The organism is Bacillus sp. CH_70 (assembly GCF_038007045.1).
Taxonomy (GTDB): domain Bacteria; phylum Bacillota; class Bacilli; order Bacillales; family Bacillaceae_G; genus Bacillus_A; species Bacillus_A cereus.
The window spans coordinates 4,787,027-4,802,456 of sequence record NZ_JBBOWL010000001.1 but is presented as its reverse complement, the minus strand read 5'-3'; the positions used below and the strand labels follow the sequence as shown (position 1 = coordinate 4,802,456).

Below are 15,430 nucleotides of genomic sequence, written 5' to 3'. Positions count from 1 at the left end.
GAAATCGGTCCCTTTTAATGAGGCATTGAAATTCTTTTTATTGTTAGTATGTATCCGAAGACGCAGTAGAAGATTGCAAAACCGATAAACACTTCCGTATATTGATATTTACCCAATACGTAGAAGGAAACAGCTGGTATAATAGCTACCGCTAAAATGCTATAACCAGGATACTTGTTTCGATACATGATAGCGAATAGAACAGAGAGAAACGTAGCGATAATACAAAAGACAGCAATCATTATTAGTACACCTCCTAAAAGAATTATACCATTTTTAGGGAATTAGAGAAGTTTTGTATGTTCTGTTATAATATAAGAAGAGAAATATTTCCTATGTTATATAAAAAAATATATTGATTTTTTCTAACAATTCAATATAATGAACAATAACTACAAAATTCGACATCAAGAAGTGATGATGAGGACATGATCAATTTTTTACGATTCTCAGAGAGGGAAGCCTTTGGCTGTGAGCTTCCTAATACGGAAAAATGGATTACCACCTCTGAACTGCAGCAGTGAACGAGCATCTAGTAATTGCTTGCCGGCAAAAACCGTTATTTAGACTTGAGAAATTGGTGAAGTGTGTTACTTTGCGAATTGAAACAAGGGTGGAACCACGAATACAACACTCGTCCCTTTTTTAGGGAGGAGTGTTTTTTTATTTCATTTTTGCATCACACTAGGATTGGAAGGAGGATACGCAGCATGCATCATGATGAGAAGAACAAAATTGGTTTAACAGTAGCACTTTCTATCGTAGTAGGAACGATTATTGGATCTGGTGTGTTTATGAAACCAGGGAGCGTATTAGATTACTCGGGGAGTTCTAATATGGCCATTCTTGCTTGGGTAATTGGTGGTCTGTTGACGCTAGCAAGTGGTTTAACAGTAGCTGAAATTGGAGCGCAAATCCCGAAAAATGGTGGGTTGTATACGTATTTAGAGGAGATTTACGGAAGTTTTTGGGGATATTTATCAGGTTGGATGCAAACAATTGTTTATGGACCTGCTATTATCGGAACATTAGGTTTATACTTTAGTTCTTTAATGATTAATTTTTTCTATTTAGATAAAGTGTGGAATTTACCAATTGCAATTGGAACGGTTGTGTTCCTTGGCGTTATAAATAGTATGGGAACAAAATACGGAGGTATCGTCCAAACAATCACGACAATCGGGAAGATGATTCCGATCATATTAATTGTCGTGCTAGGTTTTTGGAAAGGGAATAGCGATATCTTTAACGTAGTAGTGCCGATATCAGAAAATCAAAGTATCGGTATGGCAATTTTAGCAACGTTATTTGCTTATGACGGATGGATTTTACTTGCTTCGATTGGCGGAGAAATGAAGAATCCAACAAAGTTATTACCGAAAGCAATGACAGTGGGGATTTTAATCGTAACTGCTGCTTACGTATTAATTAACTTGGCGTTATTAAATGTATTACCAGCAGCGAAAATTGTAGACCTTGGAGAAAATGCGACAGCGACAGCTGCGGGTATGTTACTTGGAGAATATGGCGGGAAAATTATTAGTATCGGTATTATCGTTTCTATTTTCGGCTGTTTAAATGGAAAGATTTTAACATTCCCACGTATTCCAATGTCTATGGCGGAACGTGGACAACTTCCATTTTCTAAGTTTATTGCAAAGGAAAGTCCGAGATTTAAAACACCAGCAAATGCGATTACTGTTGAAATCATTTTAGGAATTATTTTAATGATTATTAGTGATCCGAATAAGCTATCTGAGATTTCCGTATTCATTATTTATATTTTCTACGTAATGACGTTTATTGGTGTCTTCATCTTAAGAAAACGTAATAAGAATAAAGAGCGTGCATATAGTGTACCGTTATTCCCAATCGTACCAATCGTAGCGATTTTAGGTTCGTTCTTTGTAATCGGTAGTGCGATTATTAACGATCCGGTAAGTTGTTTCTTATCAATTGGAATTGTCTTTACTGGACTGCCGGTGTATTGGTACTTAAATAAGAAGAAAGAAACAGAATGATGGAAGGGTAGGCGTATAATACGCCTACCTTTTTTACTGTAAAAAAATTATACTTGCGTCCACTTTCTATTTTGGTTACTATAGTCGTAGTAACCAAAATAGAAAGCGTGGGGAAAGACTTGAATTTTCGTGTTTATATTTTAGCTATCGCGGCTTTCGTAGTCGGAACGGTTGAGTTAATTATAGGAGGAACGCTCGATTTAGTTGCCAATGATTTAGGAGTATCTATTAGCGCAGCTGGTCAGCTTATCACAATATTTTCGGTAGTATTTGCTTTGTCAGGTCCAGTTTTATTAGCTTTGACAGGGAAGTTTGAAAGAAAAACATTGTATGTTGGAGCATTATCGATTTTCTTAATCGGAAATATTATTTCCGCATTTAGTGTGAATTACGGAATGCTAATGTTCTCAAGGGTTATTTGTGCGGCGAGTGGTTCATTAATTATTGCACTATCTGTAACACTTGCGTCTAGTGTAGTAGAACCGCATTTTCGTGCGCGTGCAATTGGAATCATTTTTATGGGAATTAGTGGATCACTTGTACTTGGAGTACCGCTTGGTCTTGTACTCGGAAATGCATACGGATGGCGTGCACCATTTGTATTAATTTCTGTATTAACAGTTATGGCAATTGCTTGTATTTCATTGTTCTTAACGAAAGTACCACCGACATCGGTATTATCAATAAAAGAACAACTTGCTACTTTAAAAGATAAAAAAATTGTAAGTGCACAGTTAACATCATTTTTGTTTTTAACGGGTCATTTAACATTGTATGCATATTTAACACCGTTTTTAAAAGATGTTATGCATGTTGAAGCAAACTGGATTAGTGTGTTTTACTTTATTTTTGGAATCGCAGCAGTAATTGGCGGCGGATTCGGTGGATGGCTTGCTGATAAATGGGGATCGAAGAAAAGTATTATCTCGATTATTATCGTATTTGCATGTGCAATCTTCATGTTGCCATTAATGACATTCTCATTCCCGCTCTTCATCATTATGATGGGACTTTGGAGTATGCTGAGCTGGGCGATTTCACCAGCACAGCAAAATTATTTAATTGAAATTGCACCGGAATCAGCTGGTATTCAGCAAGGTTTAAATAACTCTGCGCTTCATTTAGGAATTGCACTTGGTTCAACAGTAGGTGGAGTTGTTATTGAAAAATCATCTGTTATATATAATGCTTGGGTAGGCGGTGGCTTTATTATATTAGCACTGCTTTGCGCTATTTTCTCGATTACGAGAGGACGCTCTACTCAGTTCGTGAAAGAAGAATCTATCGTTTGATAGGTTCTTTTTTATTTGTAAAAAATTGCAGGTTTTAGTAGGTAAATGGAGAAAAGGGTATATAGCGAGGTGAGGTATATGTATTCGAATTTTTCAATTATTGGTCTTCTAATTTCAATGCTCCCTTTGTTTCTTATTATTCTTGCACTTAGATGGATTCGTTTCATCTATCAAAATTCAGAGAAACAGGTAGAGCAAAATGAGAAAATCATTGAGCTGTTGATGGAGATAAAGGAACAAAATAAAAAGGAGTCTAAGTGAAAAACTAGACTCCTTTTTATTATTTAATTAGTATCTTAATTTCATTAACAAACTCTTAATTTCCTCATCTTTCATAAAGAGATCGTGGTGCTTCTGGGTAATCTTTGCAAGTGCAACGTCGTGATAGAAAAATTCTGTAAAGAACTTTACGAAAGGTTGTGACATTGTTTTCATCGCTTGCCATGACTCTTGTTCTACGCCAGCAAATAAAATTTCACGATCGTCAACGATGAGTAGTAAGTAGCGCTCTAATGCATTAGGCTCTTCAGCTGGGATTAGAAAATGCATGTTTTCTAAGTCTGTTTCTACTTCTCCAACAATAAGGGATTCAATTTGAACACCTTGTTTTGCTTTTTGTTCTAGTAAAGGGAGATATTCTAAAAGAGTATCATTCCAAGCTGAAATACGGATTGATTCTTTTGCACTTTCAATGAGTTCTTTACTTTGAACTCGAATAGAAGATTGCATTTTTAAGCTCCACACACGGTCATCTGTAAATGATTTTTTTGATATGTTTGTTTCCAGCTCTTTAATATTTGATTGGAATTCTGTCGTTAATTTTTCAATTGCTAGTTTTAGTGGTAATGCTGTATACAATTTTTTCTTTTCTGAAACAGAATCCATTACCATTCCTTTATCGATTAGGCGTGCTAGTACTTCATATATTTTTGCTTTTGGAACACCTGAATGCTTCACAATTGTTGTAGCATCTAATGGTTCATTGCTTGATACGACAACTTCATAAGCTTGGCTTTCATATTGTGAGAAACCGAATTTTTGTAACATAGTTCCCTCCGAACGAATGAGATTATATTTTAAGGATAATGAACTATTTGTTTTTGCACAAGTGGTAGTCCGTTTTCTAATTGTATTAAGGTGAGAATTAATTTCAATTTTTTAATTTTATCTATTATACTTAATATAATGATTAATAAGATTTTAATTTAATACGAAGGGGATGCTTGGGGGAAAATGTTAAGAAGTTTACGTTTAAAAATTGCGGTAGTGTTTTCAGTACTTATTTCTATGATGTTCGTAATATTGGGTACAGCTGTGTATCAATTACAGAAAGAAAAGGAAGTGCGTTCCTTAGACGAGTATTCTCAAAATGCGATGGATCTTGTGACAGAGCAACTTACGACATTTGTTCAAAGAACGGATGAAGATATGGGGTATTACGCGAACAGTGAGATGATTCGTAATATGCTTCAAGGTGGGGTTACTCCGGAAGAGGAAGCGTTTTTAACGAAAGAGTTTGCGGAGTATAAAAAGAATCATCCTGGTATTTTAGATTTATATATTGGTACGAAAGATAAAAAAACATTAAGTGCCAATCTTGCTGAAGGTGGGCAAGTGCCAGAAGGATACGATCCAACGACAAGACCATGGTATAAAGATTCAGAGGCTGATGTAAAAAAGGTCCATTGGGGACAACCTTCTTATGAAATTGCAACAGGCAAGTTAAGTGTAGGTGTTTCTAAAGCAATTACAGCTCAAGATGGGTCTGTATTAGGCGTTGTTGCGATGGATGTATCGCTTGGGACGATTCAGAAGTTGCTTCACAATATTCAATACAATAATGACGGAGAAATGTTTATTATAAATGATAAAAATATGGCTCTTGTTTATCCAGAAAAGATAGGGAAAGATGTTTCTAAAGAGCCACTTATAAAGAGTTTAAATAAAGAGGTAACCAAATATGCGGTCACTACAATAAAAGGTGAAGATGTAGTTGTTTATAGTCAATCATTTGATACGATGAAATGGACGATAGGAATCTTTTATCCGAAAGAAACGATCGATGGGCTATTAAATAGTACGAGAAATACAGTTATTATAATGGCATGTATTAGTTTATTAGTTGGAATCGTAGCTTCCTACTTGTTCTCAAGAAGATTAGCAAGACCACTGCAACTATTAAAGAATCACGTGCAAAAAGTAGCAGAAGGCGATTTAACGCTGCGAATGAAAGTGACAAGTAAAGATGAAGTTGGAGAGTTGACGAAGCACTTTAATGATATGGTTGAACAAATGAATGAAATGGTAAGTAAAATTAAAAACAGCGTATCAACGGTGCAACAATCAACGAATAGTTTACATTATTTAACGAACGAAACAGTAGCGGCTAGTAGAGAAGTTTCAGGAGCGATGGATGATGTGAGCGGAGGAGCTTCTACTCTTGCGAATAGTGTGGATGAAGTTTCAGCTCAGCTCGAGAATATGGCGGAGTCAGTGGAACAAATGAATAGCTCCGTTGGTGAAATAAAAGGAGTGGCTGGCAAAGCGGAAGAGGCATCTAAGCAAGGATTAAATACAATGAGGAATTTAATCCGTACGAGGGGACAATCATCTTCGATTGTTGTTCATACAGAAGAAGCATCGGATAAGTTAGAACAAAGAGTTGGATCGATTCAAAATGTTGTTGAGCTTATAAAAGGCATTTCGGATCAAACAAATTTACTTGCTTTAAATGCTTCGATTGAAGCTGCCCGTGCAGGTGAGCAAGGTAAGGGATTTGCGGTTGTTGCTGAAGAGGTTCGGAAATTAGCGGAACAATCAAAAGAGGCAACTGGAGAAATCACAACGATGATTGGTGATGTGCAAGTAGAAGTAAAAAGAGTTGTAGAAGTTGTAAGTAAATTGAAAGACATTGCAGATGTGCAAAATAAAGTGACGACAGAGGCAGAAATGGAGTTCCGCACAATTATGTCAGTTGTAAATACGATTAGTACTTCAGTTGAAAAAATTGTAGAAGAGGTACATAACATAGGTTACGAGCAAGGAGAAATTACAGCGGTAATGCACACAATTGCTGGTACGAGTCAAGAAAGTGCAGCTGTTTCCGAAGAGGTACATGCTGCAACGGAATCACAGGTGAATCATTTAGAAAAGGTAGCTCACACGATGGAAAGTTTGACAGAACATATGAGAGATTTAGAAAGATTAGTCGAGCAGTTTAAAGTGGAAGAGTAACATATTAGTAAAATGATGAGGATTTCGGTAAAATAGACAATGGATATATAAGAAACGATTATAGGAGGAAGACTACTATGGCAATTGTTGATGTATCGATTATTCCAGTAGGAACAGGTAATCCAAGTGTTAGTGAATATGTAGCAGAAGTACAAAAGGTACTAGAGAAAAATGCGGATCGCGTGAAGTATCAATTAACACCGATGAATACAATTATTGAAGGAGATCTTCCTGTCATTCTAGAAGTAATTCAACAAATGCATGAAGTGCCTTATACGAAAGGTGCACAGCGTGTTGCAACAACAATTCGTATTGATGATCGTCGTGATAAAGTAAGCACAATGGAGAAGAAATTAAACTCTGTTCGATCAAAATTATAAGAAAAAGCAGCGATTTTCGCTGCTTTTTTCATATAGGAGGTAAATAAGATGAGTGAAAAGTTTAATGAACAATTTGACGGGTTGTTAGAGAAATACACGGAATTATTACTTGGAGAGAGCAATGAAGAGAGAAAAGAGCAGGTGCAGAAGTGGGCACTTTATTCTTACATAGCGAAGACGATGCCAGCTTTAGTGAAGCATTGGAATGAGACATATCCAGATGCGAAAGAAGAGATGGTGCAGTTAATTACGGATATTAAAAGGCTGAATGAAGAGAAGCGAAATGAGCAGTGAGAAAACTTGAGGTGAATGTTACCTCAAGTTTTCTTTATTAATATCCTTATATAATTTACATGGAATATTAAGGGTTTTATAGGCATGTCGAATATTTTCGGTATGCCTATTTTTGCCCTAGTAAACCCGTTTTTTCTAAATGTCGAAAAATATTCCCTTCATATTTACATGCGAGAATATAGGTTTTTAAATGTTTTTATAGTATTTTATAAATTATCTAAATAATTATTTGTATCCAATAATTTTAAACAATGATATAATTTTGAAGAGGGGTAAAAAACAGATAAATTACAGTCATAGGGGTGAATTACATGGAACAATTAATGCGAAATTCGTTTCTTTTCTTATCTAAAAATAAAGCGCTAACAAAACTGGCTAAAAAGTACGGTTTACGCTTTGGTGCAGGTCGCTTCGTCGCAGGGGAGACGATTGAATTAGCGACAGCTGCCATTCAGGCATTAAATAAGCAAGGACTTTGTGTAACAATCGATTATTTAGGTGAATTCGTTGATAATGAAGCGGAAGCAAATGAAATGGCTAACCAATCGATTGAAGCGATCCGTGCAATTGGAAGAGAAGGTCTTGATTCGCAGCTTTCTTTAAAGATGACTTCTATGGGATTAGATATCTCTGATGAAATCGTAATGAACAATATGCGCCGTATTTTAGAAGCGGCAAAAGAAAATGGTGTGTTCGTTACCATTGATATGGAAGACTATACACGCTGCGGGAAAACAATTGATATCTTTAAACAATTAAAATCTGAATACGATAATATTGGTACTGTTATTCAAGCTTACCTATATCGTACAGAAAAAGATATTGAAGATTTAAATGCTTATAATCCTAATTTACGTCTTGTAAAAGGTGCTTATAAAGAACCTGAAGAAGTGGCGTTCCCGGACAAGAAAGATGTAGATGACAATTATAAAAAAATTATTAAAATGCACTTATTAAATGGGAATTATACTGCAATTGCTTCACATGACGAAGCGATTATTGAATATACAAAAAAACTTGCCGAAGAACACAACATTCCAAGGGATCAATTTGAATTCCAAATGTTATATGGTATTCGTAATGAGCGTCAACTTGAGCTAGTAAAAGAAGGTTACAAAATGCGTGTTTACGTACCTTATGGAAACGACTGGTACGGCTACTTCATGCGTCGTCTAGCAGAGCGTCCAGCAAACGTTGCGTTCGTATTAAAAGGTATGGTTAAAAAATAACCAAGGAGAAAATACTCCTTGGTTATTTTAATTGCTGAAATGCGTAATGCGCCATTTTTTTCGTATCAGGATATAGTTGCGCGCGAGTAGAAGATAATACGACGTTAATGACGCGTTTACCGTCTTTTTCATCCACTGTTACGACTGTATATTTGCCGAGTGCTGATAGACCGCTTTTACTTCCAATCGCATATGGATCGTCATATAGTTCTTCTCGTCCATAGTTTGCGATGTTTGGAGAGCGTTCTGAAGTATGTAGAGTTGTACGTGTTGAATTCATATATTCTAAAACAACTGGATACTTTAATGCTTCTTTCGTAATAATAGCAATGTCATATGGTGATACTTTATTCCCAATTGCATCAGCACCACTTGCGTTCTTGAAAGTTGCATGCTTTGTACCAAGTTCCTTTGCTCTAGCATTCATCATTTTCACAAATTCATTTTTTGATCCTGCGATATGTTCTGCAATTGATTCAGCTATTGGATCTGCACTAATGATAAGCATAAGTTTTAATGCCTCATCACGCTTTAATTTTTCTCCAGCACGAAGTTTAATTTTCTTGCTTTGACTTTCTGTTTTAATTGCATTTTCTGTAACCGTAATTTCTTCATCTTCTTTTACATTCTCTAGTAAAAGAAGGGTTGTCATCATTTTGGCTATACTAGCCGGATAAGAACGTTCGTCTTCGCGTTTCCCATACAAAATTTCACCTGTGTTTGCATCGATTGTAACCCCATATTGCCCAGTAATGTTAGGTTGATCAGCTCTTACAGCTTGTTGCCTTTGTGCATAAGAGAAGAAAATCATCCCTGTAAATAGTGTAGCAATCATTACAATCATAACTATTGTTCGTTTCATCATCGTTCCCTCTTTTGTTTTCCATATGTACAAATAAATTGGGCAGAAAAAGTAGCCATTAATCATTATGCCACGTTCTCTGCCCAAAAATATAGCGTTATTTTTCGCCCATATTATGCTTCTTATATTGTTGGTTATTACCTTGGCGTCCTTTTTCAACACCGTGATTATGTGGACCTGCGTTTCCAGTTACACTAGCTGCACTAATTCCAGCCTTTGAAGGGTTCTTCTTAAGTTTTGCCATATATATTCCTCCAGTTTCGTCAGATTATAAAAAGGAAAAGTGCATTTAAACAAAGAAAATACACATGTATAGCATAGCCAAATGAAAGAAAAATATTTATTTCAGAAAATTTTATCAATAAATATATTGCGAAAATTTAAACAGTATCATATATTTATTAGTAGAGGCTCACTCATTGATTGCGACTTATGTCGAAAAATTGAATGAGCATTCATTCAAGAATAGGGGGAGAATTGGATGTTCCAAATTAAAAAGGCTGCTGTTCTAGGTTCAGGCGTAATGGGTTCGGGAATTGCGGCACACTTAGCTAATATTGGTATTCCGACATTATTGCTTGATATTGTACCACCTGCGCTTACGAAAGAAGAGGAAGCGAAGGGACTTACATTAGAACATAAAAGTGTGAGAAATCGTTTTAGTAATACGGCTGTACAGAAACTATTGAAGCAAAAACCAGCTCCTCTGACAGTGAAAGGAAATCTGGCACTGATTGAAGCAGGTAACTTAGAAGATGATCTTGAGCTTCTTGCTGATGTAGATTGGATTATTGAAGTAGTAGTTGAAAACTTAGATATTAAAAAGAAATTATTTGAAAAAGTAGACGCTGTTCGTAAACCAGGTTCTATTGTAAGCTCGAATACGTCAGGTATTTCAGTTGAAAAAATGGCAGAAGGTCGTTCAGACGACTTCCAGAAACACTTCTTAGGCACACACTTTTTTAACCCACCACGATATTTAAAACTTCTAGAGGTAATACCGACGAAAGAAACAGATCCACAAGTATTAAGCTTCATGAAACTATTTGGCGAAGACGTTCTTGGAAAAGGCGTTGTTATCGCAAAAGACACACCAAACTTTATTGGAAACCGCATCGGTACGTACGGTTTATTAGTAACTCTTCAAGAGATGATAAAACGCGGCTACAGCATTGGGGAAGTTGATTCTGTAACAGGTCCATTAATTGGTCGTCCGAAGAGTGCAACGTTCCGTACATTAGATGTTGTCGGTTTAGATACATTCGTACACGTTGCAAATAACGTATATGAAAACGTACAAGAAGAAGAGCGTGATGTATTTAAAGTACCAGCTTTCATGCATGACATGCTTGATAAAAAATGGCTTGGAAGCAAAACAGGTCAAGGCTTCTTCTTAAAACAAGGAAAAGAAATTTTAGAACTAAATCCTGAAACGATGGAATATGAAGCGCGTAAAAAATTAAAAGCTGCATCCGTAGAGTTAAGTAAACAAGAAAAAGGATTAGCGAATAAATTGAAAGCGCTTGTATACGCAAAAGACCGCGCAGGAGAGTTATTATGGAACATCATTACACCAACTCTTTTATACTCTGCAAAACTTCATAAAGAAATTGCTGACGATATCGTTGCAATTGACCAAGCGATGAAGTGGGGCTTCGGCTGGGAGCAAGGACCGTTTGAAGTTTGGGATGCAATCGGCGTTGAAAAATCTGTTCAAAAGATGGAAGAAAACGGCGTAGTCGTTCCTACTTGGGTGAAAGAAATGTTAGAGAAAGGTTTCACTACTTTCTATAAACATGATAACGGCGATAGCTACTATTACGATAATGGCGAATATAAGCTAATCGAGCGTAATAAAAAAGCAATTTCTCTTAAGCAATTAAAAGCGAAAAATGGTGTATTAAAGAAAAATAGCGGAGCGAGCTTAATTGATTTAGGTGACGGCATCCTTTGCTTAGAGTTCCATTCGAAGAGCAATGCAATCGGTATGGATATTACGCAAATGATTAACTACGCTGTTGATGAAGTAGAAAAGAATTATAAAGGTCTTGTTATCGGTAACCAATCGAAGAACTTCTGTGTTGGTGCGAACCTAGCAATGATCTTAATGGAAGCACAAGACGACAATTACTTTGAAATTGAGTTGGTTGTGAAAAACTTCCAAGATGCAATGACGAAAATTAAGTACTCTTCTAAGCCAGTTGTAGCAGCACCATACGGTATGACGCTTGGCGGAGGTACAGAAGTTTGCTTACCAGCAGCTAGCATTCAAGCTTCTAGTGAAACGTATATGGGCTTAGTAGAAGTTGGTGTTGGCTTAATCCCTGGCGGAGGCGGTAATAAAGAGCTATACATTAAACACTTAAATAAAATGCCAAACGGTGTAGAGTTTGATCTGCAAAAAGTTGCGAATAAAGTGTTCGAATCTGTAGCGATGGCGAAAGTTTCTACATCAGCACAAGAAGCTGTATCGAACAACTTCTTAGGCGATAAAGACGGTATTAGTGTGAATGGTGATCACTTACTATATGATGCGAAACAGAAAGCACTTGCTTTATATGAAGCTGGCTATAAAGCACCGATTCGTAAAAAGATACCAGTTGTTGGTGAAACAGGATATGCAACTCTTGTACTTGGTGCAGAAGCAATGCATTTATCAGGTTACATTTCTGAACATGATCTTCACATTGCGAAGAAACTTGCATATGTCATTGCGGGCGGAAAAGTGCCGTACGGAACAGAAGTTGATGAGCAGTATTTATTAGATGTAGAACGTGAAGCATTTATTAGCTTAGTAAGTGAGATGAAATCACAAGCAAGAATGCAGCACATGCTTGTAAAAGGAAAGCCATTACGTAACTAATAACGAGGGGAGATATCGTTCATGAGAGAAGCTGTCATTGTTGCGGGAGCAAGAACACCAATTGGAAAAGCAAAGAGGGGTTCATTAAAAACAGTTCGTCCTGACGATCTAGGGGCGTTAGTAGTAAAGGAAACGTTAAAGCGTGCAAATTATGAAGGACCAATCGATGATTTAATTTTCGGTTGTGCGATGCCAGAAGCAGAACAAGGTTTAAATATGGCTCGTAATATCGGCGGACTAGCAGGACTTTCTTACGATGTTCCAGCTATTACAATTAACCGTTACTGTTCTTCTGGTTTACAAAGTATCGCTTACGGAGCAGAGCGCATTATGCTTGGTCACTCTGAAGCTGTATTATCAGGCGGAGCGGAATCAATGAGTTTAGTTCCAATGATGGGACACGTTGTTCGTCCGAATAGTCGCCTTGTAGAAGCGGCTCCGGAATATTATATGGGTATGGGACATACAGCAGAGCAAGTTGCTGTGAAATATGGAATTTCTCGTGAAGAGCAAGATGCATTTGCAGTAAGAAGTCATCAACGTGCTGCCAAAGCATTAGCGGCAGGAAACTTTGCTGATGAAACAGTATCTGTAGATGTGACGTTACGCTCGGTTGGCTCAAACAATAAACTGCAAGAAGAAACAATCATTTTCGCACAAGATGAAGGTGTAAGAGCAGAGACGACGCTAGACATTTTAGGTAAATTACGTCCAGCATTTAACGTTCGCGGTTCTGTAACAGCTGGTAACTCTTCACAAATGAGTGACGGTGCAGCATCTGTACTATTAATGGATCGTGAAAAAGCAGTGAGCGATGGCATGAAGCCACTTGCGAAATTCCGTTCATTTGCAGTAGCTGGCGTACCACCAGAAGTAATGGGAATCGGCCCAATCGCAGCAATTCCAAAAGCGTTAAAACTAGCTGGGTTAGAGCTATCTGATATTGGCTTATTCGAACTAAACGAAGCATTCGCTTCTCAATCGATCCAAGTTATTCGTGAACTTGGTTTAGATGAAGAAAAAGTAAACGTAAACGGTGGTGCAATCGCACTTGGACATCCACTTGGCTGTACAGGAGCAAAACTAACACTATCTCTTATTCACGAAATGAAACGCCGCAACGAACAATTCGGTATCGTAACAATGTGTATTGGCGGCGGAATGGGAGCAGCGGGAGTATTTGAATTACTATAAAAAGTGGAAACGACCGACTGTTCTAGCCACTGGAACTGGATTATAAAAAAGTGTAAGCGGCTTGCTCAGAACGAGACGACGCTAAAGCAAAGAATGGAAGCAACAAAGGTTTATAAAAAATAAACGGGAGAGCCAGCTTCTTTCAAAAAGAGAGAAGCTGCTCATGAAAATATGAAGGAGGAAATTTTCATGGAAAAAACAGTAGGAAATGCGGTTAAAGGCGGTAGCTTTTTAGTTGATGAGATTACGATTGATCAAGTGTTTACGCCAGAAGATTTTTCATCTGAGCATAAAATGATTGCAAAAACGACAGAGGACTTTATCGTAAATGAAGTTCTTCCAGAGCTTGAATATTTAGAGCAACATGAATTTGATCGTTCAGTTCGTCTTTTAAAAGAAGCTGGGGAGCTTGGTTTATTAGGCGCTGACGTACCAGAAGAGTACGGCGGAATTGGTCTTGATAAAGTAAGTTCAGCGTTAATCGCAGAGAAATTCTCTCGCGCTGGTGGTTTTGCAATCACTCACGGTGCTCACGTAGGTATCGGATCTTTACCAATCGTATTATTCGGTAACGAAGAGCAAAAGAAAAAGTATTTACCATTACTTGCAACTGGTGAAAAATTAGCTGCATACGCATTAACTGAGCCAGGTTCAGGATCTGACGCATTAGGCGCAAAAACAACTGCACGTTTAAATGCAGAAGGTACACATTATGTATTAAACGGTGAAAAACAGTGGATTACAAACTCTGCATTCGCTGACGTATTCGTTGTATATGCAAAAATTGATGGAGAGCATTTCTCAGCATTTATCGTAGAGAAAGAATACGCTGGTGTATCTACAAGCCCTGAAGAGAAGAAAATGGGTATTAAATGTTCTTCAACTCGTACGTTAATTTTAGAAGATGCGTTAGTACCGAAAGAAAACCTACTTGGTGAAATCGGTAAAGGTCATATTATCGCATTCAACATTTTAAATATCGGTCGTTATAAATTAGGTGTTGGTACAGTTGGATCTGCAAAACGTGCAGTAGAAATTTCAGCACAATATGCAAACCAACGTCAACAGTTCAAGCAACCAATCGCTCGCTTCCCATTAATTCAAGAGAAACTTGCGAATATGGCAGCAAAAACATATGCAGCTGAAAGTTCTGTATATCGTACAGTAGGTTTATTCGAAAGCCGCATGAGCACATTATCTGAAGAAGAAGTAAAAGACGGTAAAGCAGTAGCAGCTTCTATCGCTGAATATGCAATCGAGTGCTCTTTAAACAAAGTATTCGGTTCTGAAGTATTAGACTATACAGTAGATGAAGGTGTTCAAATTCACGGTGGTTACGGATTTATGGCAGAATACGAGATTGAAAGAATGTACCGCGATTCTCGTATTAACCGTATTTTCGAAGGAACGAACGAAATTAACCGCCTAATCGTACCAGGTACGTTCTTACGTAAAGCGATGAAAGGTGAATTACCACTTCTTCAAAAAGCACAAAAATTACAAGAAGAGTTAATGATGATGATGCCAGAAGAAGTAGGCGATGAGCCATTAGCACTTCAAAAGTATTTAGTAACTAATGCGAAGAAAATAGGCTTAATGGTAGCTGGATTAGCTGCTCAAAAATACGGTAAAGCATTAGATAAAGAGCAAGAAATTCTTGTGAATATCGCTGACATCGTAAGCAACCTATACGCAATGGAATCAGCTGTTCTTCGTACAGAAAAAGCAATCAAAACAACTGGTCTTGAAAAGAATAAACAAAAAGTGTTATACACTGAAGTATTCTGCCAAGAAGCATTTAACGAAATCGAAGCAGACGCGAAAGAAACACTTATCGCAGTTGAAAACGGCGACATGCTGCGCATGATGTTATCATCATTACGTAAATTAACTCGCCACACACCACTTAACGTAATTCCGAAGAAACGTGAAATCGCTGCGAAAATTTTAGAAGATGAGCGTTACACAGTTTAATATCTTTAAAGAACAGTAGTCGTTTATACGGCTACTGTTCTTTTTTTTTGAAAAAAAGAAATTTTTAGTGACATAAAACTAATACCA

14 protein-coding genes and 1 other annotated feature are annotated in these 15,430 nt (G+C 37.1%); of the genes, 10 read left to right on the top strand and 4 right to left on the bottom strand.

Going from position 1 to position 15,430, the window contains the following annotated elements:
• Positions 1-14 precede the first annotated feature (14 nt).
• Positions 15-242: a hypothetical protein gene (locus N2V79_RS24680; protein ID WP_053563416.1), complete on the bottom strand. Its 228-nt coding sequence runs from the start codon at positions 240-242 to the stop codon at positions 15-17.
• 166 nt (positions 243-408) lie between these two features.
• Positions 409-645, top strand: a binding site (T-box leader).
• Between the two features lie 65 nt (positions 646-710).
• On the opposite strand from N2V79_RS24680, the gene N2V79_RS24675 reads away from it, so the two are divergent.
• The 3 genes from N2V79_RS24675 (at position 711) to N2V79_RS24665 (ending at position 3,574) form a co-directional block, all read left to right on the top strand.
• Entirely contained in the window at positions 711-2,021 is a 1,311-nt protein-coding gene (locus N2V79_RS24675; RefSeq protein ID WP_023523356.1) for an APC family permease, read from the top strand.
• A 53-nt stretch (positions 2,022-2,074) separates the two neighbouring features.
• On the top strand, positions 2,075-3,313 hold the full coding sequence (locus tag N2V79_RS24670) for an MFS transporter (protein ID WP_140155578.1): 1,239 nt from the start codon (positions 2,075-2,077) through the stop codon (positions 3,311-3,313).
• Positions 3,314-3,391: 78 nt separating this feature from the next.
• Positions 3,392-3,574 carry a hypothetical protein gene (locus N2V79_RS24665; RefSeq protein ID WP_069356427.1) on the top strand — a complete coding sequence of 61 codons (183 nt, stop codon included), beginning with the start codon at positions 3,392-3,394 and terminating at the stop codon, positions 3,572-3,574.
• A 27-nt stretch (positions 3,575-3,601) separates the two neighbouring features.
• On the opposite strand, the gene N2V79_RS24660 is transcribed toward N2V79_RS24665, so the two are convergent.
• Positions 3,602-4,360 carry a TrmB family transcriptional regulator gene (locus tag N2V79_RS24660; protein WP_069356426.1) on the bottom strand — a complete coding sequence of 253 codons (759 nt, stop codon included), beginning with the start codon at positions 4,358-4,360 and terminating at the stop codon, positions 3,602-3,604.
• A 186-nt stretch (positions 4,361-4,546) separates the two neighbouring features.
• On the opposite strand from N2V79_RS24660, the gene N2V79_RS24655 reads away from it, so the two are divergent.
• From N2V79_RS24655 to N2V79_RS24640, 4 genes are all read left to right on the top strand, one after another.
• Entirely contained in the window at positions 4,547-6,547 is a 2,001-nt protein-coding gene (locus N2V79_RS24655) for a methyl-accepting chemotaxis protein (RefSeq protein ID WP_071731081.1), read from the top strand.
• 77 nt (positions 6,548-6,624) lie between these two features.
• Complete coding sequence (locus N2V79_RS24650; RefSeq protein WP_001018860.1) at positions 6,625-6,927, top strand: MTH1187 family thiamine-binding protein; 303 nt, start codon at positions 6,625-6,627, stop codon at positions 6,925-6,927.
• Between the two features lie 48 nt (positions 6,928-6,975).
• The gene (locus N2V79_RS24645; protein ID WP_001290594.1) at positions 6,976-7,221 is read left to right on the top strand and encodes a YusU family protein; all 246 of its coding nucleotides are present in this window, start codon (positions 6,976-6,978) and stop codon (positions 7,219-7,221) included.
• Between the two features lie 311 nt (positions 7,222-7,532).
• Entirely contained in the window at positions 7,533-8,450 is a 918-nt protein-coding gene (locus tag N2V79_RS24640; protein WP_000436780.1) for a proline dehydrogenase family protein, read from the top strand.
• Between the two features lie 22 nt (positions 8,451-8,472).
• On the opposite strand, the gene N2V79_RS24635 is transcribed toward N2V79_RS24640, so the two are convergent.
• Together N2V79_RS24635 and N2V79_RS24630 are read right to left on the bottom strand one after the other, a co-directional pair.
• Positions 8,473-9,312: a D-alanyl-D-alanine carboxypeptidase family protein gene (locus tag N2V79_RS24635; RefSeq protein WP_023523353.1), complete on the bottom strand. Its 840-nt coding sequence runs from the start codon at positions 9,310-9,312 to the stop codon at positions 8,473-8,475.
• A gap of 97 nt (positions 9,313-9,409) precedes the next feature.
• Positions 9,410-9,556 carry a YuzL family protein gene (locus tag N2V79_RS24630; RefSeq protein WP_001096344.1) on the bottom strand — a complete coding sequence of 49 codons (147 nt, stop codon included), beginning with the start codon at positions 9,554-9,556 and terminating at the stop codon, positions 9,410-9,412.
• Between the two features lie 237 nt (positions 9,557-9,793).
• On the opposite strand from N2V79_RS24630, the gene N2V79_RS24625 reads away from it, so the two are divergent.
• From N2V79_RS24625 to N2V79_RS24615, 3 genes are all read left to right on the top strand, one after another.
• Positions 9,794-12,175, top strand: coding sequence for a 3-hydroxyacyl-CoA dehydrogenase/enoyl-CoA hydratase family protein (locus tag N2V79_RS24625; protein ID WP_000486359.1), 2,382 nt, complete (start codon positions 9,794-9,796; stop codon positions 12,173-12,175).
• 21 nt (positions 12,176-12,196) lie between these two features.
• Positions 12,197-13,369, top strand: a complete 1,173-nt coding sequence (locus N2V79_RS24620) for an acetyl-CoA C-acetyltransferase (protein ID WP_001206331.1) — start codon at positions 12,197-12,199, stop codon at positions 13,367-13,369.
• A gap of 189 nt (positions 13,370-13,558) precedes the next feature.
• Positions 13,559-15,343 carry an acyl-CoA dehydrogenase family protein gene (locus N2V79_RS24615; RefSeq protein WP_000416293.1) on the top strand — a complete coding sequence of 595 codons (1,785 nt, stop codon included), beginning with the start codon at positions 13,559-13,561 and terminating at the stop codon, positions 15,341-15,343.
• The last annotated feature ends 87 nt before the right edge of the window (positions 15,344-15,430 follow it).